The organism is Duganella violaceipulchra (genome assembly GCF_019166075.1).
Classification (GTDB): domain Bacteria; phylum Pseudomonadota; class Gammaproteobacteria; order Burkholderiales; family Burkholderiaceae_D; genus Rugamonas; species Rugamonas violaceipulchra.
Genome location: NZ_JAHTGR010000021.1, coordinates 23,139 through 46,817 on the forward strand (window position 1 = coordinate 23,139; position 23,679 = coordinate 46,817).

10 protein-coding genes and 1 pseudogene are annotated in these 23,679 nt (G+C 61.3%); 6 read left to right on the forward strand and 5 right to left on the reverse strand.

Translation table 11 applies throughout. The features are described 5' to 3' along the window. Positions 1-17: 17 nt before the first annotated feature. On the forward strand, positions 18-1,523 hold the full coding sequence (locus tag KVP70_RS28300; protein ID WP_217945735.1) for a putative bifunctional diguanylate cyclase/phosphodiesterase: 1,506 nt from the start codon (positions 18-20) through the stop codon (positions 1,521-1,523). On the opposite strand, the gene KVP70_RS28305 is transcribed toward KVP70_RS28300, so the two are convergent. Together KVP70_RS28305 and KVP70_RS28310 are read right to left on the reverse strand one after the other, a co-directional pair. Beyond that, complete coding sequence (locus tag KVP70_RS28305) at positions 1,507-4,848, reverse strand: alpha/beta hydrolase-fold protein (RefSeq protein WP_217945736.1); 3,342 nt, start codon at positions 4,846-4,848, stop codon at positions 1,507-1,509. The genes KVP70_RS28300 and KVP70_RS28305 overlap by 17 nt on opposite strands. Next, positions 4,845-6,695, reverse strand: a complete 1,851-nt coding sequence (locus KVP70_RS28310; RefSeq protein ID WP_217945737.1) for a glycoside hydrolase family 13 protein — start codon at positions 6,693-6,695, stop codon at positions 4,845-4,847. The genes KVP70_RS28305 and KVP70_RS28310 overlap by 4 nt, the downstream gene beginning before the upstream one ends. 471 nt (positions 6,696-7,166) lie before the next feature. Between KVP70_RS28310 and KVP70_RS28315 the strand changes: the two genes are divergently transcribed. The 5 genes and pseudogenes from KVP70_RS28315 (at position 7,167) to KVP70_RS34690 (ending at position 18,237) form a co-directional block, all read left to right on the forward strand. After that, a complete protein-coding gene (locus KVP70_RS28315; protein ID WP_229225150.1) occupies positions 7,167-9,887 on the forward strand; it encodes a TonB-dependent receptor in 2,721 nt (906 codons plus the stop codon). 97 nt (positions 9,888-9,984) lie between these two features. Further along, on the forward strand, positions 9,985-11,538 hold the full coding sequence (locus KVP70_RS28320) for a tryptophan halogenase family protein (RefSeq protein WP_217945738.1): 1,554 nt from the start codon (positions 9,985-9,987) through the stop codon (positions 11,536-11,538). Positions 11,539-11,679: 141 nt separating this feature from the next. Next, on the forward strand, positions 11,680-16,518 hold the full coding sequence (locus KVP70_RS28325; protein ID WP_217945739.1) for an RHS repeat domain-containing protein: 4,839 nt from the start codon (positions 11,680-11,682) through the stop codon (positions 16,516-16,518). Positions 16,519-16,784: 266 nt separating this feature from the next. Beyond that, a pseudogene (locus tag KVP70_RS28330) lies at positions 16,785-18,035 on the forward strand (IS256 family transposase). A 67-nt stretch (positions 18,036-18,102) separates the two neighbouring features. After that, a complete protein-coding gene (locus KVP70_RS34690) occupies positions 18,103-18,237 on the forward strand; it encodes a hypothetical protein (RefSeq protein ID WP_255575868.1) in 135 nt (44 codons plus the stop codon). A 10-nt stretch (positions 18,238-18,247) separates the two neighbouring features. Here the strand turns inward: KVP70_RS34690 and KVP70_RS28335 are convergent, their stop codons facing one another. The 3 genes from KVP70_RS28335 to KVP70_RS28345 all read right to left on the reverse strand — a co-directional run bounded on the left by KVP70_RS28335 (position 18,248) and on the right by KVP70_RS28345 (position 23,607). Then, complete coding sequence (locus KVP70_RS28335; RefSeq protein WP_262311793.1) at positions 18,248-19,186, reverse strand: alpha/beta fold hydrolase; 939 nt, start codon at positions 19,184-19,186, stop codon at positions 18,248-18,250. Positions 19,187-19,253: 67 nt separating this feature from the next. Then, on the reverse strand, positions 19,254-21,089 hold the full coding sequence (locus KVP70_RS28340) for a M2 family metallopeptidase (protein ID WP_217945740.1): 1,836 nt from the start codon (positions 21,087-21,089) through the stop codon (positions 19,254-19,256). A 70-nt stretch (positions 21,090-21,159) separates the two neighbouring features. Further along, positions 21,160-23,607, reverse strand: a complete 2,448-nt coding sequence (locus KVP70_RS28345; protein WP_217945741.1) for a glycoside hydrolase family 31 protein — start codon at positions 23,605-23,607, stop codon at positions 21,160-21,162. Between the last annotated feature and the right edge of the window lie 72 nt (positions 23,608-23,679).

Consider the following 23,679-nt stretch of genomic DNA (forward strand, 5'->3'; position numbering starts at 1 on the left):
GGACGGAGAGGGACAGCATGAACAGCCTATTGCCGGCACTGTCCGGCATCTCACTCAGCCTGCTGGCGCTGTGGTACGGCGAACTGCGGGTGCGCACCCTGCGCAGCCGCTGCGCACAGCTGCAATCGGCGCTGGAAGGCCACCGCGACGCGGAAAGGCGGCTGGACCACATCGCCCACCACGACAGCCTGACCGGCCTGCCCAATCGCCTGCAATGCCAGCTGCAGCTGGAACACGGCATCGCCTACGCGCGCCGCCACGGCAGCCTGCTGGCGGTGCTGTTTGTCGACATCGACCACTTCAAGTCCATCAACGACAACCTCGGCCACGACGCCGGCGACCAGGTGCTGGTGCAGTTCGCGCAGCGCCTGCGCCAGTGCGTGCGCGAGGTGGACACGGTGGCGCGCCAGGGCGGCGACGAGTTCATCGTGCTGCTGACGGAATTGCGCGGCGCCGCCGATGCGCAGCAGGTGGCCGACAAGATCAGCGCCGCGATCGCCGCGCCCTTCCTGGTGCATGGCGAGACGCTGGCGGTGGCGGCCAGCATCGGCATCGCCGTCTATCCCGACGACGACCTCGATATCGAAGCGCTGCTGGAGAAGGCCGACCTGGCGATGTACGCGGCCAAGCAGCGCGGCAAGGGCGCCGGGCTGCGCTTCGTGCCCAGCATGCAGGCCAAGGCGTATTCGCGGGTGGTGCTGGAGACCGCGCTGCGCCACGCGCTCGAGCATGGCGAATTCGTGCTGACCTACCAGCCCAAGCTGAACCTGAGCGAACAGAAGATCACCGGCGTCAAGGCGCTGCTGCGCTGGCGCCATCCGGAGCTGGGCCTGGTGATGCCGCCGGACTTCCTGCCGGTGCTGGAGGAGAGCGCGCTGATCCTGCCGGTGGGCGCGTGGGTGCTGGCGACCGCCGCCGCGCAGGCGCGCCGCTGGATGGAGCTGGGCCATCCGCTGACGGTGTCGGTGCACCTGTCGCCGCGCCAGTTCTACCAGAAGGACATCGCCAGCAGCTTCGCCGAGATCCTGCACCAGACCGGGCTGCCGGGCCGCTACATCGAACTGGAGATCACCGAGGGCATGCTGATCGACAAGAACCAGAATTGCGAGGCCGTGCTGCGCCAGTTCAAGCAGATGGGCATGCGCATTTCGATCAGCGATTTCGGCACCGGCTATGCGTCGCTGAACTACCTGCGGCGCTTCCCGGTGGACCTGGTGAAGATCAACAAATCCTTCATCGACGACCTGCGCCGCGCGGCCAGGCTGCCGACCGACCGCCACAGCGACGGCCGGGTGGCGGACGAGGGGGCGATGGTGCGCGCCATCATCGCGATGGCCCATACCCTGAACATGCAGGTGATCGCCGGCGGCGTGGAAACCGGCGACCAGCTGGCCCAGCTGGCGGCGATGGGCTGCGACGAGGCGTTCGGCTTCTGCCTGAGCGCGGCCGTCGCGCCGGAGGAGCTGGAGGCGCTGCTGGCGAACCGCTGGCGCCCGCAGGTGTCGACTATTGCTGCCGGCTAGCGGGGAAGAGCCAGGCCAGCGGCCGCTGCACGCGCGCCGCCCACGAGCGCTCGTTGTGGATGGCGGCGTCGGCGGCGTAGAACAGCAGGTCCTCGTTCAAGCGGTAGCCCTGGGCCAGCATGGCGTCGCGCATGCTCAGCGTGTGCTCCAGGCCGTCGTCGTCGGTGCCGGCGTCGAGGTAGAACTTGACCGGCTGGTGCGCCGGCGCCTTGGCGATCATCTCGCCCTGATTCCACCAGAACGAACTCGACACACCGGCCGCACGGGAGAACACTTGCGGCCGGTGCTGGGCGATGTAGACCGAGGCGATGCCGCCCAGCGAGGAACCCATGATGGCCGTGTGTTCGCGCTCCGGCAGGGTGCGCAGATGGGCGTCGGCCCAGGGCTTGACGGTGTCGACGATGAAGGCCATGTAGGCGTCGAGCTTGCCGCCGCCGTATTGCGGATCGCAGCAGGGCGTGTACTCGGCGATGCGGTCCTTGGTGTTGTCGATGCCGACCACGATGGCCGGCGCGACGACGCCGTCGGCGATCAGGCGGTCCATGGTGCTGCCGATTTCCCAGGCGGCGCCGTAGGCCGCGGTGGCGGCGTCGAACAGGTTCTGGCCGTCGTGCATGTAGAGCACCGGATAGCGCTGCTGCGGATGGGCGTCATAACCGGGCGGCAGGTAGATGCGCAGGCTGCGCTGGTTGCCCAATTGCGGTGAGGCGAACTGCTCGACGATGCGCAGCGTGCCGGCCGGCGGCAGGGGCGCGATGGCCGCGACGGCCGGATCGGCGGCCGGCTTGGCCGCCGCGCCACGCGCCAGCGGCATGATGCGAACGCCGTGGATGTCGAAGCGGTTCGACGGTCCCTTGACGCCACCCGCGTCGGCGTAGCTGGTGTTACTTTTCAGGTAGCTCATGTTGTAGAAATCGCTGAGCTCCATGCGGTAACTGCCCGCTTTGAGCACGGCCTTCAACGGCGTCGACCACGACGGTCCGGCGCTGGCCGGCGAATGCGGCAACTGCACCACGCCTTGCGCGGCGATGGCGCCGCCGCCATCCTTGAGCGTCATCCACTTCACGCCGCCGCTGATGCCCAGGTTGACCTGGTGCGCGGTGTTGCGGTACTTGAGCTGCAAGGCGTAGCTGCCCTCGCGCTCGACCTTGATGTCCTGCACCGCGAAGGTATCGGACGGCGCGCCCCAGCCGGCGATGCGGCCATCGACGGCGGCCACGCTGGACTGCACACGTGCATCGCCGGCGGCGATTTCCAAGCCGCTGTTCAGGCACACCGGCGCGCTGTGGTGGCTGCGGTTGCCGGAGCCGCTGACCATCGCCTCCACCGAGTAGCACAGGTTATCGTTCTCGCCCTTGCCCAGCAGCGGGGCGCGGCGGTCGGCCCAGGTCTTGGCGTTGACGCGCTGCGTGGCCAGCTTGCCGTTGCGGTAGATGTTGTAGACCACACCCATGCCGGCGCCTTCAAGGTGCAGCGTGGGGAAATCGTAAGTACCGCGTTCCAGCTTGACGATGCGCGGCTCCGGCGGCGAGTACACCGCAGGGTCCAGCGCCAGCGGCTGCGCGCTGACGCTGCGCTTGGCCTGCTGCCCGGCGACCAGCTTGCCGAGGCGGAGTTCGATGACGTTGTCCGCTGCCAGCTCGGACCAGGCCAGCATGGCCGCCGCAGGCTTGCCGTTCAAGGTCACCGCATCGACCTCGTAGTAGCCGTCGCCGCGCGCGGCGGGCGGCAGCGACAGGCGCACCTGCAAGCGCTTGCCGCGCAGCGCGAGATGGTTCAGCGTGATGGCGTCGCTGCCCGCAAACGCCTCGCGCCGCAGCTTTGCCGTGACGAAGGGACGCAGCGCGATGCCGTCGTCGGTGGTCCGCACGCCAAACACCTCGCCCACCACCATGCCCAGGTAGGCGCCGACGGACCACAACTGGCGACGCGAATCCACCACCGGTCCGCTCAAGTCGCCCTGCGCCTGCTGGTCCTTCAACATCGGCTGGCCGGACAGCCACTCCAGGTTCTCCATGTTCGACAGGTTCAGCGCCGCGCCGCGCATCAGCGTATCGTAGGCCGCGTCGGCGACGGCGACGTTGCCGGTCAACGCCGCCGCCTTCAGGCCAAAGGCCGTCACGAACGGCCACATGGCGCGGTTGTGATAGATCGCCACGCCTGGCTGCTGCGGAAAGATCACCGGCGCGCCCAGCGGACCATGCGGATAATGCGCCAGGATGCTCTCGGCCTGCCCGCGGTCGGCGATACCGGTGACGATCGCCAGCGATTGCCCCAGCCAGTCATACTTGTACATCGCCGCGCCGTCGAAATGGCCGGCCGTCAGGCTGCTGTACATGCCGGCGTCGGCCTGCCACAGGCGCTGGTTGATGGCCCGCTTCAGGTCCGCCGCCCATGCCGCGTACTTGTCGGCCAGCGCCGCGTTGCCTTGTTCCTTCGCCAGCTGCGCCGCCAGCGTCAGCGCCTTGTAATGGCCGGCGTTGGTGGACAGCGCCTTCGATGTCGCCATGCTGGCCAGGTCGCCCGCGATCCAGCCGGCGTAGCTTTGCTCGCGCCAGTCGAGGAAGGATTCCTCGCCGTTGTACAAGCCGTCGACCGCATCGTAGACGGCCAGCCGGTCGTTCTCCAGCGTGTTGGAGAGTGCGCGCAGCGCGGTCGCCGCAAAGGCCTTGCGTTCGTCCGGCGCCAGCGCCTTCAGGGCTTCCTCCGCGCCGAAGGCCCAGCTGACGCGGTCCGTGCTGACCGGCCAGCTGCCGCCGCTGCCGGTGTCCTGGATGATCTGCAAGCCATCGGCGCTGCCGGCGGCATGCGCGCCCGGCCGCACGCCGTCGCGATAACCGGACAGCTTGAACTCCAGCGAATTGCGCACGCGGCGCGGGTCCAGCATGCCCAGTCCCAGCGAAGCCGCGTAGGACAGGTCGCGCGTCCACACGTAGTGCCACAACTCGCCGGTCTCGAAGCAGTTGCAGGAGATGGCGTTGCCGCCGTTGTAGCCGCCGTCGCGGATCTCGCCGACCGAATCCTGCTTCATCTCCAGGCCGGCCAGGGTGAACAGGGCGTCGAAGGCCAAGTTGCCGCTGCGGACGGATGGCTGACCTTGCGCTTCGGTGTAGTTGATCTCCTGCCTGCCGCCGTCGCGCACGCGCATGGTGGTCGATTGCGTGTAGCTGCGCAGCGCGGCGCTGGCGTCCGGCGTGGTGTAGCGCACGGTCTCCTGCTTGCCGTTCCAGGTGGGATAGCTGGTGCTCAGCGTGGTGGCGGCAGCCGCCATGGCGGGCAGGGCCAGCAGCGACAGGGCGCCAAGGCGGCGACGGGCGAAGCTCATTGTTCGATCTCCAGTATCAGCGCCGAGCGCGCAGGCAAGGTGACCTCGCCATCGAGCGACACGCGCTTGCCGCTGATGACGTCGACGCCGGCGCGCACGCCGCTCAGCATCTCGTGGAAGCGCGCGGTTTTCAGCACGGTGCCGGTGCTGTTCTTGTTCAAGGCTACCATGACTTTTTTGGCGCCGTCGTAGCGGAAGTAGACGTAGGTGTTTTTCTCGGGGCCGTAGTGCATCATCTTCCCGTGATGGATCACGGACGCGCCCTTGCGCCAGTTGAACAGCTTCTTCACGTACGCCTGCGCGGCCGCCTGCTGGACAGTCAGGCCGGCGCCGGTGAAGGCGTTGACGGCGTCGCCGCGCCAGCCGCCGGGGAAGTCGCGGCGATAGGAAGCATCGTCGCGATCCTTGGTGGTGCTGGTCATCTGGATCTCGGTGCCGGCATAGAACTGCGGGATGCGCGGCGCCGTCGCCACAAAGGCCATCGCCATGCGGAACAGATTGTCGTCCGCATTGAGCTCGCTGTAGATGCGCGACACGTCGTGGTTACCCTCGAACAGCACCAGGTTGCCGGCGTTCGGGTACAGATAGTCTTGCGACAGCGTCTCGTACAGATTGGTCAGGTTTTGCTCGGCGCCGTCCGGCGCGGCCAGCGCGCGGCGCATGGTGTAGGTCAGCGGGAAGTCCATCATGCTCGGCATGTGCGACTGATAGCCGTTGAAATTCTGCTTGCCCTCCTGCCAGTGCGCCACCACCGGGATCAGCGGCGTCCATTCCTCGCCCACCAGGTTCAGCTTCGGATACTCGGCCATCATGCTGCCGGACCAGCGGCTGAGGAACTCGGTGTTGGAGTAGCCGTAGGTGTCGACCCGCAGGCCGGACAGGCCGGCGTACTCGATCCACCAGATATCGTTCTGGATCAGGTAGGTCGCCACGAACGGGTTGGCCTGGTTCAGGTCCGGCATGCCCTCGACAAACCAGCCCTCGGTGAAGTTGCGCTTGTCCTCGGCCGACGCGTAGGGATCTTGCAGCGCCACGCGGTGATGCTCGGTCGGCACGAACTTGCCCTGGTAGGTCAGCCAGTCCGGCGCCGGCATGTCCTGCATCCACCAGTGCTTGTCGCCGATGTGGTTGAGCACCACGTCCTGGATCACGCCCAGCCCCTTGGCGCGCGCCTGCGCGACAAAGCTGCGGAAGTCCTCGTTGCTGCCGTAGCGCGGGTCGATGCGGTAGTGGTCGGTCGTCGCGTAGCCGTGATAGGAATAGGCCGACGAGTTCGATTCCAGCAGCGGCGTCGGCCAAACCATGGTGAAGCCCATGCCGGCGATGTAGTCCAGATGGTCGGCCATGCCGCGCAGGTCGCCGCCGTGGCGGCCGGAGGGGGCCGCGCGGTCGGCGCGTTCCGTCATGCCGGTCGCGTTGTCGTTGGACGTATCGCCGTTGGCGAACCGGTCCGGCATCACCTGGTAGATGGCGTCGCCGCTGTTGAAGCCGACGCGCTGGGCCGAGCCGGCGGCGCGCGCCAGCAATTGGTAGTTGTAGTGCACAGCCTGGCCGCCGCGCCTGAACACCAGGTCGATCGCGCCCGGCGCCGCGTCCGGTGCGATTTCCAGGTTGATGAACAGGTAGTTGCGGTTGGCGACCCGCGCCACCGAGGCAATCCGCACGCCGGGGTAGGCCAAAGCAGGCTCCAGGTCGGCGATTTGCGGCCCGTGCACCATCAGTTGCAGCGAGCTGTTGTGCATGCCGGCCCACCACAGCGGCGGGTCCATGTGGTCGATGCGGTAGGAATCGGCGTGGGCGATGAACGGCAGCGCGGACAGCAGCGCGGCGGCGAGGATTTTGTGCATGAGGTCTCCGTCAAGTAGTCGGACTACAGGTGCTGTTCTATGAATTCCCCGTCGAGAATACTATGAAAGAGGGTGCGCATCAAATGAGCAGTTCTAGTTTTAATACAATCCTTCGCTGCCTTTCTTTAAAAATTGCTCTTGAGATAATCTTTATATCGGACCGACGTTGGAAATGCTACGAAGTGAAGTGGTATTCGATCAAAAAATGTAGTTCCACTACATGTTGATGGGTGATGGGCTGTAGCCGAAATACAACGCGATTGGCGTTTTCGCAGGGCGAGCAAGGGCTGGCGGCCCTCTGTGGGCGTAGCTGGGCTGAAGTTTGATTGACACCGAATCTAGTTTTAGTACAAAATTCTTCATAGAACGTCTTTTAGAACGTTTGCAATCCTTGGAACCCGTGTAGTCGATGTAGCGAGAGCAGGCTGTAGTTGTCGCGGGTATATTTTTAGATGAGTGAGGGGACATTTGATGATGAATTCCGCCAACCAGCGCGGCGCCAACTCGGCTCCGACCAGTGTTGCATTTAAGTTGAGCCCGGTAGCAGCCGGCTGTGCATTGCTGCTGTCCGCCATTTCCGGCTCGTCCTACGCGCAAGACGCGACCGCCGGCCAGGCCGCCGACGCGCCTGTAATCCAAACGGTGAAAGTGTCCGGTATCCGCCGCGGTATCGAAGACGCGATCTCCGTCAAGAAGAATTCCGAATCCATCGTTGAAGCGATCTCCGCTGAAGACATCGGCAAACTGCCGGACGTGTCGATCGCCGAATCGCTGTCGCGCCTGCCTGGTGTGGCCGCGCAACGCGTGGCCGGCCGTGCCCAGGTGCTGAGCATCCGCGGCCTGGCGCCAGACTTCTCGACCACCACCCTCAATGGTCGTGAGCAGGCGTCCACCGGCGACAACCGCAGCGTTGAATATGACCAGTATCCATCGGAACTGATCAACGGCGCCGTGGTCTACAAGACTCCGGACGCATCGCTGGTTGGCCAGGGCCTGTCGGGCACCGTCGACCTGCAAACCGTGCGTCCGCTGGAATTCCCGGGCCGCACCATGGCGATCAACGTGCGCGGCGAGAAGAACTCGATCGGCAAACAAAACGCCGGCTACAAAGACAAGGGCTACCGCCTGAGCGGTATCTACATCGACCAGTTCGCCAATCGCACGCTGGGTGTGGCGCTGGGCTACGCCCGCCTGGATTCCCCTGGCCAGTACCAGAAGTGGAGCAGCTGGGGTTATGGCAACGATCCTAAGACCGGCAACGCCACCGGCCTGGCCAACTCCGGCAACGAAATCGACGCCGGCTCGACCAAGCAGACCCGCGACGGCCTGATGGCAGTGCTGCAGTGGAAACCAAGCCGCGACTTCCAGTCGATGGTTGACACCTACTACTCGAAATTCAACTCCGACACCACCATCCGCGGCATGCAGTTCGGCACCGGCAACTGGATGGGCGACCTGACCTACGCCAACCCGGTCTTCGCCAGCTACGGCGGCACCCAGGTGCTGCAGAGCGCGACCGTCGGCGGCATCAAGCCTGTGCTGCGTAACGACCTGAACACCAACCGCGACAAGCTGTTCGCGTTCGGCTGGAACAACAAGCTGCGCATGAACGAAGACTGGACCGGCATCGCCGACTTCAGCTACTCGAAAGCGGACCGTCAGGACATGATCCTGGAAACCTACGCTGGCGCGTCGACCACCGACAGCGCCAAGATCGTGCGCGACAACCAGACCGGCCTGCCGCAAGTGACCACCGGCCTGAACTACGCCAATCCTGCCGTCGTCAAGCTGAGCGATTCGGGCGGCTGGGGCCAGGACGGCTACGTCAAGTACCCGCAAGTGACCGACAAGCTGAAATCGGCCCGTTTCTCGGCCAAGCGCAGCCTGGACGGCATGTTCAGCAACCTGGACGTGGGCGTCAACTTCACCAAGCGCGACAAGACCCGTCAATCGGAAGAGATGCTGGTCAACCTGAAGAACGGCCGCGCACCGATCTCCGTGCCTGCCAACCTGATCCAGGACCCGACCTCGCTGGGCTTCGCCGGCATCCCTGGCATCATGTCCTACGACATCATGGGCGCGCTCAACAGCGTGTATACCTTGACGCCTAAGATCCACCAGGACATCTACAACAAGGACTGGCTGGTCAGCGAGAAAGTCTCGACCGCCTACGCCAAGGTCGGCATCGACGACACCTGGGGTGTGCCTGTCAAAGGTAACTTCGGTGTACAGATGATCCACACCAACCAGAGCTCGAGCGCGTTCAACGTCGACACCGGCAACCTGAACAAGCCGAAGACCGCGGAAGAAGGCACGTCGTACAACGACTTCCTGCCTAGCCTGAACTTGAACTTCGACCTGGGCAGCGAGCAGCACGTGCGCTTCGGCCTGGGCAAGACGATGGCTCGTCCACGTCTGGACCAGCTGCGCGCATCGTCGAGCGCTTCGGTCGACACCACCAAGCTGGTCTGGGCCGGCGACGGCGGCAATCCTAAGCTGAAGCCATGGCGCGCCAACGCGATCGACTTGACCTATGAGAAGTACTTCGACAAGAGCACCTACTTCAGCGCCGCGACCTTCTACAAGAAGCTCAACACCTACATCTACGACCAGATCCTGCCGTTCGATTTCACCAGCTATCCTAACGATGGCGTGACGCCGAAATCGAACATCGGCACGCTGAAGCAGCCGGCCAACGGCACGGGCGGCTCGATCAAGGGTGTGGAGCTGTCCGGTTCCATCGACGGCAAGGTCCTGTGGACCGGCCTGGACGGCTTCGGCGCCACCGGTTCGATCTCCCGCACCAAGAGCGAGATCGCTCCTGACGGTCCAGGCACCACCGGCGCGCTGCCAGGCCTGTCGCGCACCGTGTCGAACGTCCAGGTGTTCTACGAGAAGTCCGGCTACTCGGCGCGTGTGACCCGCAGCGAGCGCTCCAACTTCCGTGGCGAAGTGACCGGCTTCGGCGCCGATCGCACCTTCACCGACATCAAGGGCGCGGCGCAAGTGGACTTCCAGCTCGGTTACGAGTTCAAGGAAGGCCAGTACAAAGGCCTGTCGCTGCTGTTCCAGGTGATCAACGCGAACGATACCGCGTACCAGACCATCCTCAGCAACGGCACCGTCAAAGTGCCAGGCGAGTACACCAAGTACGGCCGCACCATGCTGCTGGGCCTGAACTACAAGATGTAATTCAGTCCGGTCCAAAACACCCCCTGTCAGCAGTCGCCGGCAGGGGGTGTTTTTTTTCGTGCACAATATCGGACAACATACAAAGCTGGAGACAAAAATGCAGCAGCAAAACCAGGCGGACCGCCGCCTCAAGCACATCCTGATCGCCGGCGGCGGCACCGCCGGCTGGATGACGGCGGCGGCCATGTCCAAACTGCTGGGCGGCCACTACCGGGTGCGCCTGGTCGAATCGGACGAGATTTCCACCGTCGGCGTGGGCGAGGCCACCATCCCCCAGATCAAATTGTTCAACCAGGCGCTGGGCATAGCCGAAGACGACTTCCTGCGCGAGACCCAGGGCACCTTCAAGCTGGGCATCCAGTTCGTCAACTGGGGCAAGCTGGGCGAGAACTACATCCACACCTTCGGCAGCATCGGCCTGGACATGGGGCTGGTCGAGTTCCATCACTACTGGCTCAAGCTGCACCAGGCCGGGCTGGCGCCGGACTTCGGCGCCTACTCGCTGGCGGCGGTGGCGGCGCCGCAGAACAAGTTCATGCGCGCGGTCGAGGCCGGCAATTCGCCGGTGTCGCACATCGCCCACGCCTTCCAGTTCGACGCCGGGCTCTATGCCAAATACCTGCGCAAGTTCGCCGAGGCGCGCGGCGTGGTGCGCACCGAGGGCAAGGTGGCCGACGTTATCCTGCGCGAAGGCGACGGCCATGTGGCGGCGATCATGATGGAGAACGGCGAGCGCATCGAGGCGGACCTGTTCATCGATTGCTCGGGCTTCCGCGGCCTGCTGATCGAAGGCGCTTTGCAAACCGGCTACGAGGACTGGACCCACTGGCTGCCGTGCGACCGCGCGCTGGCGGTGCCGTGCGAGTCGACCGGGCCGATCACGCCGTACACGCGCGCCACCGCGCGCACGGCCGGCTGGCAGTGGCGCATTCCGCTGCAGCACCGCATCGGCAACGGCCATGTCTATTCGAGCAAATACATCAGCGACGACGAGGCGACCGCGCAGCTGATGGCCAACCTGGACGGCCAGCCGCTGGCCGAGCCCAAGCCGCTGCGCTTCGTCACCGGCAAGCGTAAGCAATTCTGGAACAAGAACGTGGTGGCGATCGGTCTGGCCAGCGGTTTCATGGAGCCGCTGGAATCGACCAGCATCCACTTGATCCAGTCGAGCATCGCGCGCCTGATGAGCTTTTTCCCGGACCGCGATTTCAACCAGGACAATATCGACGAGTTCAATCGCCAGGCGCACTTCGAGGTCGACAAGATCCGCGACTTCCTGGTGCTGCACTACCACGCGACGGAGCGCGACGACACGCCGTTCTGGAACTACTGCCGCACGATGGAGGTGCCGGAAAGCCTGAAGCAGAAGATGGACTTGTTCAAGCAGCACGGCCGCTTCTACCGCGAGAAGGATGAGATGTTTGCGACGGTGAGCTGGTTGCAGGTGATGCTGGGGCAGGGCTTGCGGCCGCAGTCGTATCATCCGCTGGTGGATCTGTTCCCGCAGGAACAGATCGAGGCGCATCTGCGCACCATCAAGACCGTGGTGGACAACTGCGCCGGCAAGATGCCGAACCACGAAGACTTCATCGCCGCCCATTGCCAGACGGTAGCGATGAATGTAAAGCGCCCTAACTACGGGGCGCGCTGACAGCCTTGCTAAGGTGCGCGCGAATAGCACGGATTGCTGTGAACACTTCTAACCAAATGTAACTTGCTTAAAAAATATTGTTGTTGATCGAGGAATGACACTTGGTTACATTGTTCCCATCCATAGACCGGGGGCATACGTATGTTCAATTCGTCTTTTCGCGCGCAGCCTCCGCGCTTGCGGGCCATCGCAACCCTACTCGGCAGCGTCGTCCTGTTGCACACGGTCGCCAGCGCGGATACAACGATCCCCGCAGAACTGTCAGACGCCATCAAGGCTCCCAGCGCGGTGGCTAAGTTCGGCCCGGACTTGTTCGGCGATAAGGTCAATCTGTACAACGGCATCCTGACTTTTTCCCAGACGGATATTCGCCTGGATGGAACCGGAGCCCTCCCATTGACCCTCGGCCGGACAATCACTGTGGGCAGATCTAATGTTGGCCAAGGTGGGCGGGCGTTCGGGATATGGGATCTGGATATACCGTACCTATACGGTGTGTTTGAAATGAAGAACGGTTGGACCAACACGCAAAACTCGACTGCACGGTGCAGCAGCTACAGCGCGCCACCTGTGTACTACAACCGTATTTACGAGTTCCAGCCGACTGACTACTGGCAGGGGAATACGCTGCATGTGCCCGGCCAGGGCGATCAACTCATGTTGGCGCGCTATGCGTCCAATCCCAACATTCCATCCGATGGCCTTGCGTATCCGGTCGTCACGCCGCAGCTATGGGCATTCAGTTGCCTGAGCACACTGGCAGACAACACCGGTGCGGGCGAAGGTTTTCTGGCGGTGGCACCCGACGGAATCCGCTACAAGTTCGATCACATGGTCAGCGTTACTGCGCCAACGATCAACGGTGGTACGGCAGGGGGCGCGAAAACCACAGTTGACGAATTCAAACGTGACGTCACCGCGAAACCCGGAAGCGCAGCCAACCCGCTCGTGAGTGCGGCAGGGCAGGGAATTATGCGTCGAAAGGAAGTGCGGCTGCTACCCACATTAATCACCGACCGTAATGGCAATACATTGACGTTTACGTATGACGTTGCTCAGCCCGGAAATCTGAAGACCATTGTCGCTAGCGATGGGCGCCGGCTAACCTTCACTTACGGTAACGCCAGCGCACCCAACCTGATCACCAGCGTAACGGACGGCGTGCGGACCTGGAGTTACTCCTATTCGGGGGCGGTACTGAATCTGGACACCGTGACACTCCCTGATAATTCGACGTGGAAGCTGGCTGGAATTTCACCACTATTTGCGAACGTGCATTTCAGCAGTAATCCCATCTGTGAGGATCCGGGGGTTGTATTTCCGAATCCGCTGACGGGAACGATGACGCATCCGTCGGGAGCGGTCGGCAGCTTCACGTTGACCGCCACCGTGCACGGGCGCGCGCTGGTAGGAGAACAGTGCATACGGAACGCATATGATGGATCGGAATGGGCTGTTGTCCCGCGCTACTTCTATACAAACGCGCTGACAAATAAGAGCCTTTCGGGTCCTGGATTGCCAGTCACCAATTGGCGGTACGACTATGGCACGCCAAACGCCAGTTGGGATACGTGCGCTGGCGATTGCCCGAGTACCAAGACGGTGACGGTGACCGATCCATCTTTATTCGTTACGCGCTACACCTTCGGCAATGTCTGGCTGCAAACCGACGGCCGTTTGCAGCAGGCGGACTTCGGCTGGAACGGCAGCGGTGCGCTACGCACAGTCAAGCAGCGCTTCCGCCAATATGGTGCAGGTCCATACCCTTACATGGTTGGCGATTCCGGCACTGGCAGTATCGGCGACTCCGATATGCAGCAGCGCTTGGCGCCGATGGACCAGAAGATCATCACCCAGCAGGGCATGGACTTCACCTGGGAGGGCAGCAGTTACGACGTCAAGGCGCGACCAACAGTAGTATCACGCTCCAGCGGTCTGGGCAGCCGCACCGAAACCACTGCGTTCAGCGACAACCTCGGAAAATGGGTGCTGGGCCAAACCGGCTCCGTTACCGAAAGCAGTACCGGCAAAGTCATGGTGCAGAATACCTTCGACACAGTGACTTCAGATCTGTTGACTGTCAGCCAGTTTGGCCTGCTTAAGGAGACGCGCACCTACTATGCTGATGGCACGCTCAAGACTAGCAAAGACGGCCTGAACCAAACAACCACATTCAGCAGCTACCTGTTTGGGATACCACGGTTGACCAGTTTTGCTGACGGCAAAACGAAAAGTTTTGTGGTATCGCCGTCGTATGCGCAGATCAACTCCACCACCGATGAAACCGGCGCGACGACCAGTTTCACCTATGACGGCATGGGGCGCCTGTTTTCGATTGTCTATCCAGCATCAGATTCGGTAGCCTGGAACGCGACCAATCTGCGGTTTGAGCAGGTACCCACGGCGGAGTATGGCCTGCCGGCTGGTCACTGGCGCAAGACTGTCTTTACCGGCAACGGCAACGAGATCACGTATTTCGATGCGCAATGGCGACCGGTATTGACGCGCCGCTTTGATGCTGGCGATGAGGCCAATACCAGCAGCATGGTGCTGCGCAAGTTCGATTACAACGGCGCGACGGTCTTCGAATCCTACCCCCAACGCACGATAAACGCGGTGACCGACAGCGTCAACGGTACCACCACCACGCTAGATGCGTTGGGACGGCCGACCAACATCGCCGCCAATAGTGAGCTTGGTACGCTCAATACCGGCTTCTATTACAATCAGGGATTCAATAAGACCATCGTCAATCCACTCGGCTTCGGGACTGTATACGGCTACCAGACGTTCGACCAGCCGAGTGAAAATGCGATCACCGTCATCAACGAACCCTACGGTATCACGACGCACATCGGGCGTGACGTGTTCGGCAAGACCACCAGCATCTACAAAGGCGATGCGGGGGTCAACGCCACACATTACTATGTCTACGATGCCCACTCCCGGCTGTGCAAGACCATCGAGCCGGAAGGCACCACGGTGCAGGACTATGATGCGGCGGGGAATGTAAAGTGGCGTGCCTTCGGCCAAGCGTTGCCGTCGGTCGACAACTGCGACCAGTCCAGCGTCCCGGCGGCAAACAAGGTCGTGTACGGTTACGATACCCGTAACCGTTTACTGACAACCAGCTATTCGGACGGAAGTGCGGGAATCACCCGTACGTTGTTCGGAGACGGTAAGCCGAACACGATAGCATCCAATGGCACGGCCTGGACCTATGGCTACAACAAGCGCCGCCTGCTGGAGACGGAAACGCTGAATTACCTGGGCAAGAACTACGTCGTCAAGCATGGCTTCGACGCCAATGGCTATGATAGTTCACTGACCTATCCCGATATCGTGGCCACCAAGCTGCCGTTTCTCGCGAACCAGTTGGGCCAGACCACCCAGGTGGGCGATGCAAGTGTCGGCGTTTATATCAACACCGTAAAATACCACCCGAACGGCGCGATCGCGAGCTTCAACTACGGTAGTGGCATAGCGCACGCGATGGGCCAGAATATCCGTGGCTTACCGCAACAGGGCGGCGACGTCGGGGTGATTAACGACAGCTACACTTACGATGAGAACGGCAACGTCAAAGGCATCACCGACAACCAGGAAGGCGTGACCACGCGCACCATGCAATACAACGATGTGGATGCACTGACCAACGTGACGGCGCCCAACATGTGGGGCAGCGCCACCTATGCGAATGACGCGCTGGGCAACGTGCGTGGCGTGACTGTTACGCAAGGGCCGACCGCGCGCACCAACGTGATCAGCTATGACCCGGTCACCAACCGGGTGGACAATATTTCCGGCGTAACCTCCTTTCAATACGACCGCCAAGGCAACGTCAAGACACGCGGCGCGGATCAGTATGTGTTCGACATGGCCAACCGCATGACCAGTGCTACCGGCAAGGCGAGCTATGTGTATGATGGCTGGGGGCGCCGGGTGGCAACGACCAAGACGGATGGTAGTAAGCAAATTCAGGTTTATACGCAGGATGGCATGTTGGTGTACGCGACCAACCAAGTGGGTACTGGTGCGGTGACGGAGGCGCGCTACGGCTACTTCAACGGCAGTTTGATCGCCGAGTTAGGCGTCGCTTATATCCATACCGACGCGCTGCGCAGCCCGGTGGCCCGAACCGACGCTGCCAGGAATGTGCTGAGTCGCACGCGTTATGAGCCGTATGGATTGACGGCGGCCGGCGCGACACCGACCATTGGCTTCACTGGTCATGTGAATGATGCCTACACCGGCTTGGTGTACATGCAGCAGCGGTATTATGATCCCATCTCTGCGCGTTTCTTAAGCATTGATCCCGCGCTAACAGATATGAATACTGCAAGGAGTTTTAACCGGTATGCCTACACTGGAAATAACCCGTACGGATACGTAGATCCGGATGGGCGAGATTTTTGTGGTAGCTATCAGTGTGAAAAGTACGATGCAGAGGGGCGCAGCGATAGCTTGACAGGTGTTGTGAATTCCTTGGCGAATGGAGTCCAAGCAAATATTATCGCGCCTATCGAGGCTGCTTCGGATGCAACCTCCACATGGCTAGATGAGAAGTGGAACAGCTATCTTGATTTCAGACAGGCTCGATCGGACCTCCTGTCGGCGGCACTACATGGTGATAAAGTTGCATCCGACCAAGTGGCATTGGAAATTGCTATGGGATTCGCTGGCACGACCTCATCGTCAATTGCCGCGGGCCATGCTTTTGAGAAACATGTTTTAGGTATTGGAGCCAGATTGGATGATCCCTTATTCCGAGGGCTTGGGATCAGAACGGTGGCCCAACTGGAGGCGCATGTTGCCCAAATTATGGCAAATCCAACTGCTCAACGGGCACTTAGTCGGGGTAGGACTGCTTATTTGGACGCGCAGACTGGAACGGTGGTAATTCATAATCCACGCGCAACCGATTTGGGAACGGTGTTTCGGCCAAGCGACGCTCAGAAATATTTTAACAACTTAAAGTGATAGCTATGAAAACTGAAAATCGAAATGAAAAATTTATAACCCTACAATTTTCAATTGATGAGATTTTAATAGTCAACAATGCTCTGAACGAAGTCTGTAACGCGCTAGGACCCCGTGATTTCGAGACACGCATGGGCGCTACAATTGACGAAGCGAGGGCATTGTTAAAGAGCGTAGGGGAGCTATTGGATAACTAAGTCAGAGGGTGTAAATAATATTGTGTAAACGGTCATTTGGCAGGACACTGCCGCCATCAAGGAGATTTAATGACCGTTGTAAAGCGTAACAAGCGGGCCAAGCCCGATCCCGAACTGCTCAAACTGGCCGACAGCCTGCTGGCGAACTACCAGAAGCCGGAGGACCTGATCGGCGAAAACGGCCTGCTCAAGCAGCTCACCAAGATGCTGGTGGAGCGCGCTTTGGAGACCGAAATGACCGATCACCTGGGCCATGATAAGAGCGGCGAGGTGACCAACGGCACCGGCAACACCCGCAACGGCCATAGCACCAAGACCCTCAAGGGCGACTTTGGCGCTCTGCCGCTGGACGTGCCCCGCGACCGCCAGGGGACGTTCGAGCCGCAGATCGTGGTCAAGAACCAAACTCGCTGGGCCGGCTTTGACGACAAAATCATCTCGCTCTACGCGCGCGGGCTGAGTGTGCGGGAGATTCAAAGCCATCTGGAGGAGATGTACGGCGCCGAGGTGTCACCGACCCTCATCTCCAACGTCACGGACGCCGTCAGCGAGGATGTGAAGCTCTGGCAGGCCCGCCCGCTCGACGCCGTGTACCCGATCCTTTATCTCGACTGCATTCGCGTCAAGGTACGCGACAACGGCGCTGTGCGCACCAAGGCGGTCTACCTGGCCATCGGGGTCAACATGGAAGGCCACAAGGAAGTCTTGGGCCTCTGGATCTCTCAAACCGAAGGCGCCAAGTTCTGGCTGCAGGTCGTGACCGAACTCAAAAATCGCGGCGTGCAGGATATCTTCATCGCATGCGTCGACGGTTTAAAAGGCTTCCCGGACGCCATCGAGGCGGTCTATCCGCAGGCCGCCGTTCAACTATGCATTGTGCATATGGTGCGCAACAGCTTGAACTTCGTTCCCTGGAAAGCGCAGAAGGAAGTGGCCGCCGATCTGAAGCAAATCTACAGCGCGGCCACCGCCGACGAGGCTGAACTCCGGCTGACGGAATTTGAGAATAAATAGGATAAACAGTATAAACCAATAAGTCAGTCATGGCGCCGCAACTGGGAACGCGTCATCCCGTTCTTTGACTACCCGCCGGAAATCCGCAAGGTGATTTACACCACGAACGCGATTGAATCGATTAATATGAGCCTGCGAAAAGTCACGAAGATCCGCAGTTCCTTTCCGACCGATGAGGCTGTGAGCAAGCTGTTTTATCTGGCGCTGAACAACATCAGCAAGAAATGGACGATGCCGATACGGGACTGGAAAGCTGCACTGAACCGCTTCGCCATCCAGTTTGAAGACCGGGTGCCGCAGGCTTAAACGAAAACCCGTTTACACAGAATTCAGTACACCCCCCTAAGTCATCATCCCGGCTTGGCTTGCGCTGGTGGGCCTGTATCCGCAGGAGCAGATCGAGGCGCATCTGCGCACCATCAAGACCGTGGTGGACAACTGGGCCGGCAAGATGCCGAACCACGAAGACTTCATCGCCGCCCACTGCCAGGCGGCGGCATGCAGATGAAACGCCCTAACTACGGCGTGCGTTGAGCCAATGTCGAGATGATCGTATTTTGAAACCGTTCCGGTTCATCTTGATGAATTTGATGTCCGGATTTTTCAAAAATATACAGCTCTTTTTTGGGCGCTTGCAGCCTCTCAAAGTACTTTACTGTAATCCTGGTGGAGGTTTGAATATCGTTTTTGCCGACAAAGAAATAAACTGGACAGTCGACCTCCTTCAGCGTTTCTGGCAAGTCGATATTCATGACTTCGTTCCACACCGGTGACCAGGATTTTGACCATTCGAGGAAACCGTTCTTGAATTCATTACTGGTCACAAATTCCTTGCCGTCCTTGTAAAAGAGCCATTTCCTCAAGTAAAACAGGTCTTCGTCGGCCTTGATGGGGATGTTCACCTTGGCTAATTCTTCGGTGGCGAGCGGGTTCCCCTCGAAATGCGTCTTCAAGGTCAGCAGCAGTTCCTTTTCGCTGGCCACCTGGCTCACCACGGGATTGACGGCAAAATAGGCATGCAGGAGTTGAGGATGGGTTTTGACGATCTGGAAGCCCAGAACGTTCCCCCATGAACTTCCCAGCAAGTAAATCTTCTCCTTGCCCAGCTTTTTCCTGACAAATTCGATGACCTGATAGGTGTCATTCACCATTTGCTCAACCGAAGGTTGAGTGGGTGAAGGATTCAAGGCCAGTGTTTTCCCCGCGTTTCTCTGATCCCAGTGAACAATCGTGAATCTGGATCGCAGTATCCTGGTAAAAGCCGCCTCGTTTTTTATCATCGAGCTGCCTGGCCCGCCTGATAGAAAAAGGAGCACCGGCTTGGCCGTATCGTCCGTACTGATTTGCACAAACTGCTTTATTCCACCAATTTGCGGTTCGCTTACATCCTGCGCTTTACATCCATAAAATGGAATGGATAAGGTGAACGCAGCTATTAATATGCTTTTTTTTATCACGGCAGGCCTTGGCGTAGCGACAACCCCTACCCCTTGCTTCCGCACTGGATAGGGGCTTGGGAGGGGATTACTTCTTCTCAGCCGCGGCGAAGGCGGCGTTCTGCGTGTCGAGCCAGGACTTCAGTGGTGCGAAGTAGTCGAGCAGCGCGCCGCCGTCGATCTTGTCCTCGCCCGAAATCGCCTTCAGCGCTTCCGGCCACGGCTTGCTCGCGCCCATCGCCAGCATCTGCTGCAGCTTGGCGCCGGCCTTGGCGTTGTCGTACACCGAGCAGCGGTGCAGCGGACCGGTGTAGCCGGCTTCGCGGCACAGCGCGCGGTGGAACTGGAACTGCAGCATGTCGGCCAGGAAGTAGCGCGCATACGGCACGTCCGCCGCCACGTGGTACTTGGCGCCGGCGTCGAAGCCTGCGCCTTTGCCGTCGATCGCCGCCGGGCGCTTCATGCCCATGTACTGTTCGCGCAGTTGCCACCAGCTCTTGTCGTAGTCGGCCGGCTTGGTCTTGCCGGAGTAGACGTCCCAGCGCCACTTGTCCACCGAGTAGGCGAACGGCAGGATCGCGACCTTGCTCAGCGCGCGCTCCAGCAACTGGCCGATGTCGGCGTTGGCGTCCGGCGCCTGGTCCATCAGGCCGACCTTTTGCAGATAGCTCGGCGTGATCGACAGCGCGACCGTGTCGCCGATGGCTTCATGGAAGCCGTCGTTGGCGCCGTTGCGGAACAGGTAGGGCTGCTTGGTGTAGTTGAGGAAGTAGTAGACGTGACCCAGCTCGTGATGGATCACGGTGAAGTCCTCGGCCGTCGGCGTGATGCACATCTTGATGCGGACGTCGTCCTTCTCGTTCAGCGGCCAGGCGGAGGCGTGGCACACCACGTCGCGGTCGCGCGGCTTGGTCAGCAGCGAGCGCTCCCAGAACGATTCCGGCAGCTTCTGCATGCCCAGCGAGGTGTAGAAACGCTCGGCGTATTGCGTCATCTGCTTGGCGTCGGTCTTGCGGTCTTCCAGCACCTTGCTCAGGTCAAAGCTGCTGGCGCCCGTCGCTGGCTTCAGCAGCGGATACAGGTTGTTCCAGTTCTGGCTCCACATGTTGCCGAACAGGTGGGACGGGATAGGGCCGGTCAGCGGCACCACGTCCGGGCCGTAGGTCTGGCGCAGCTTGTAGCGGGTGTAGGTGTGCAGCGCTTCATACAGCGGCTTGACCTGCTGCCACAGGCGCTCCATCTCGGCCGAGAAGGCTTCCGGCGGCATGTCGTACTGCGAGCGCCACATGGCGCCGGTATCGACAAAGCCCATCTGCTTGGCGCCCTTGTTCGACAGCGCGACGTATTCGGTGTATTTCTGCTTGTAGGACGGCGATTGCGCGTGCCAGCCCAGCCACATTTCCTTCAGCTTGGCCTCGTCGCGGCTCTTGGCCAGCACCTTCTCCATTTCGCCCAGCGCCATGCAGGCGTCGGCCGTGCCGTCGGGCTTCTTCGGGCAGTACTTGCCTTTGCCGTAGGCGCCGTTCATCGCCGCCTGCAATTGCGCGTAGCTTTCGCGTTCCTTGGCGTCGGCGAAGACCAGCGTCTGCTGCAGCAGCATCATCTTGCGGGCCGATTCGGCCGGCAGCTTCAAACCGTTGAAACGGCGCGCTGCGATGGCCGCTTCGCCGGCCGCCGTCAGGTAGCGTTCGGCGAAGAAGGAGGCGATGGCTTCGGTGTCGTCGGTGATGAAGTTGGAGCCGACCCAGGCGCCTTTGGCCTGTTCGTTGTTCAGCTTATTGAGGTGGGCTTCGGTGTCGGCCAGGAAGCGCTCGGCTTCTGCGACGGTGGGTTTTTTTGCGGGGGCGGCTAGCACGGTAGTGCTGGCGGCTGTCATGGCGCTGAGCGCGAACAGCGTGCTGATGATTTTTGGTGACACTGGCATCTCCCTATCTCCGTATATGGTCTTGTTGGCCATCGAATCAATGGATTCAATGGCCAGCAATGATACACGCTTACAGGGTGATGGCGACGCTCCGGCCGGCCTGGCTGCTGGCCGGCAGCGCGATGTTCAGCATCTTGGCCGCTTCGTCCCAGACGAAGATGACCGGCTTGCCGTCGACGCGCACCAGCGACGGGTGGGCTGTCACGTTGTGCACTTGCAGCGCGATGCTGCGCTCGGGGCGCTGGTACTGCTTGCCCACTTCCGATTCGATGCGCAGCGACAGGCTGCGGCCTTGCAGCTTGCTGGCGAAGTGCAGCAGCTCGTACTTGCCCTGTTCGTAGGCTTGCGCGGTGCTGCCGTCGTCGTCATACAGCTTGCCGGCGCCGGCGCCGACCGAGGCGTCGTGGTAGTAGTGCAGGTCGATATGCTTGGTCGAATAGTCGCGCGTGGTCTGCACCACCTTGGCCATCGGGATGAAGGCGCCGGCGCGTACGTAGACCGGCACGTGGTCGGCGTTCAGCTTCACCGACACGGTGGCGCCGCCGGCGTACTTCTCGCCGCTGTAGAAATCGAACCATGCGCTGCGGGCGGGGAAGTAGACCTCGGCCGTGGTCGCGCCCTGCTTGAGCACCGGCGTGACCAGGAAGTCCTTGCCCCACAGGTAGGTCGACGACATCGCGCGCACCTTGGCGTTGCCCGGCTCCTCGTACAGCATGGGGCGCATCAGCGGCAGGCCTTTCTGGTTGTTGTCGAAGCCCAGCGTGTAGTTGTACGGCAGCAGGCGATAGCGCAGGCGGATCGCCTCGCGCGCCAGCGCCTTGGTGCGGTCTTCGCGGTAGACCGGCTCCGGCGCCACCTCGTCCTGCGCGTGCGGACGGAAGATCGGCTGGAACACCCCGTACTGCAGCCAGCGCGTGTAGAGCTCATTGTCCAGCACCGGGTTGGCGAAGCCGCCCAGGTCCGAGTGCATATAGCCCGCGCCCTGCATCCCCATTTGCAGCGATATCTCGGGCTGCGCCTGCAAGCCGCCCCAGCCCCGGTTGACATCGCCGGACCACGGGATGATGCCGTAGCGCTGCGTGCCCGAGTAGCCGGCGCGCATCAGGATGAACGGGCGCTCGGTCGGGAAGTCCTGCTGATAGCCTTCCGCCACCAGCCGCGCCCATTGGTGGCCGTAGATGTTGTGTACCTGGTCGGCGCTGCCGGTGGCGTGGCGCATGGCGGCCGGATGCACTTCCGGCTCGCCCAGATCGCCCCACACGCCGGTCACGCCCTGTTCGCGCAGGCCCTTGTAGATGTTCCAGAACCAGTCCTTGCCCGGCTTGCCGAAGATGTCGATCAAGCCGGTGTGGCCGAAGTAAAAGTCGTAGGCCAGCGGCGCGCCGTTGGCGTCCATGCCCAGCACCTTGTTGTCGACCGCTTCCTGCCACTTGCTGGACGTATCGAGAATAAATGGCTCGGTGATCACCACCGTCTGCACGCCTTTTTTCTGGAAGTCGGCGATCATGCCGGTGGCGTTGGGGAAGCTGTCCTTGTCCCAGGCCAGGTTGCCCATCGTTCCCTTGATCTCTTTGCCGAACCAGAACAGGTCGAACACGATGGCGTCGAGTGGAATGTCGTCGGCGATGAATTTGTTGACCGTGTCGCGCGCGACGGCCTCGTTGCGGTAGCCGAAGCGCATCGCGAAATTGCCGAAGGCCCAGCGCGGCGGCAGCGGTTGTTTGCCGGTCAGGCTGGTGTAGTTGCCCACCACGTCTTCCCAGCTGTCGCCGGCGATCACCTGGTAGGTCTTGCGGCCGCCGATGGTTTCGTAGGTCAGGCTGTCGTTGTTCTTGCTGTCGAAATCGAGATAGCCGGTTTGCGGATTGTCGAAGTGGAGCGCGTACATCTTCGACGACAGCGCGACCGGCATCGCATAACCCATCTGTTCGGACTTGTCGTCGTAGCCGTAGTGCGCCTTGTTGTACAGCGTGAAGCGGTGGCCGCGGCGGTTCATGCCGACCGCCCGTTCGCCGGCGCCGTACAGGGCTTCGTCCTTGTCCAGCGCGAACTCGATGCCCTCCAGTTCGCGCGCCTCGCCCTTGTTGATATCCCTGCTGCCGGTGGCCACGTCGTCCTTGAACTTGACGTAGCCGTGCTTCTCGGCGACCAGGCGCTTGCCCTTGTAGGCATACGAAATCTGGAACGGCGACTTGGTAATGGTGACAACGATGCCGGGTGTGGCATATTCGATGCTGTTGACCTTTGTGGTCAGCGTGGTGCGGATGGCGGCCGGCGCCAATACCACCGCGTGCGAGGCGGGGTCGATTTGCTCGCCGTTCGGCACGAAGGTGGTTTCAACGATGCCGGCCGAGTAGGGCTTGATGACATAGCGGCCGTCGCTGGTATGGACTTCCAGCTGGCCGCCGTTGCGGGTGGCGCTGTCGAATTTGCGGTCGGCGTTCTGCGCCTGGCCGGCCTGGCTGACGACCAGCAGCGGCAACATGGCCGCCAGTTTGGCGATGGAATTGCTTTTCATGTGTGTATGGTCTCAGAGGTGGTTATGATTTTGTTGTTTGGCTACATTTGACTACAAAATACTGCCCTTGGG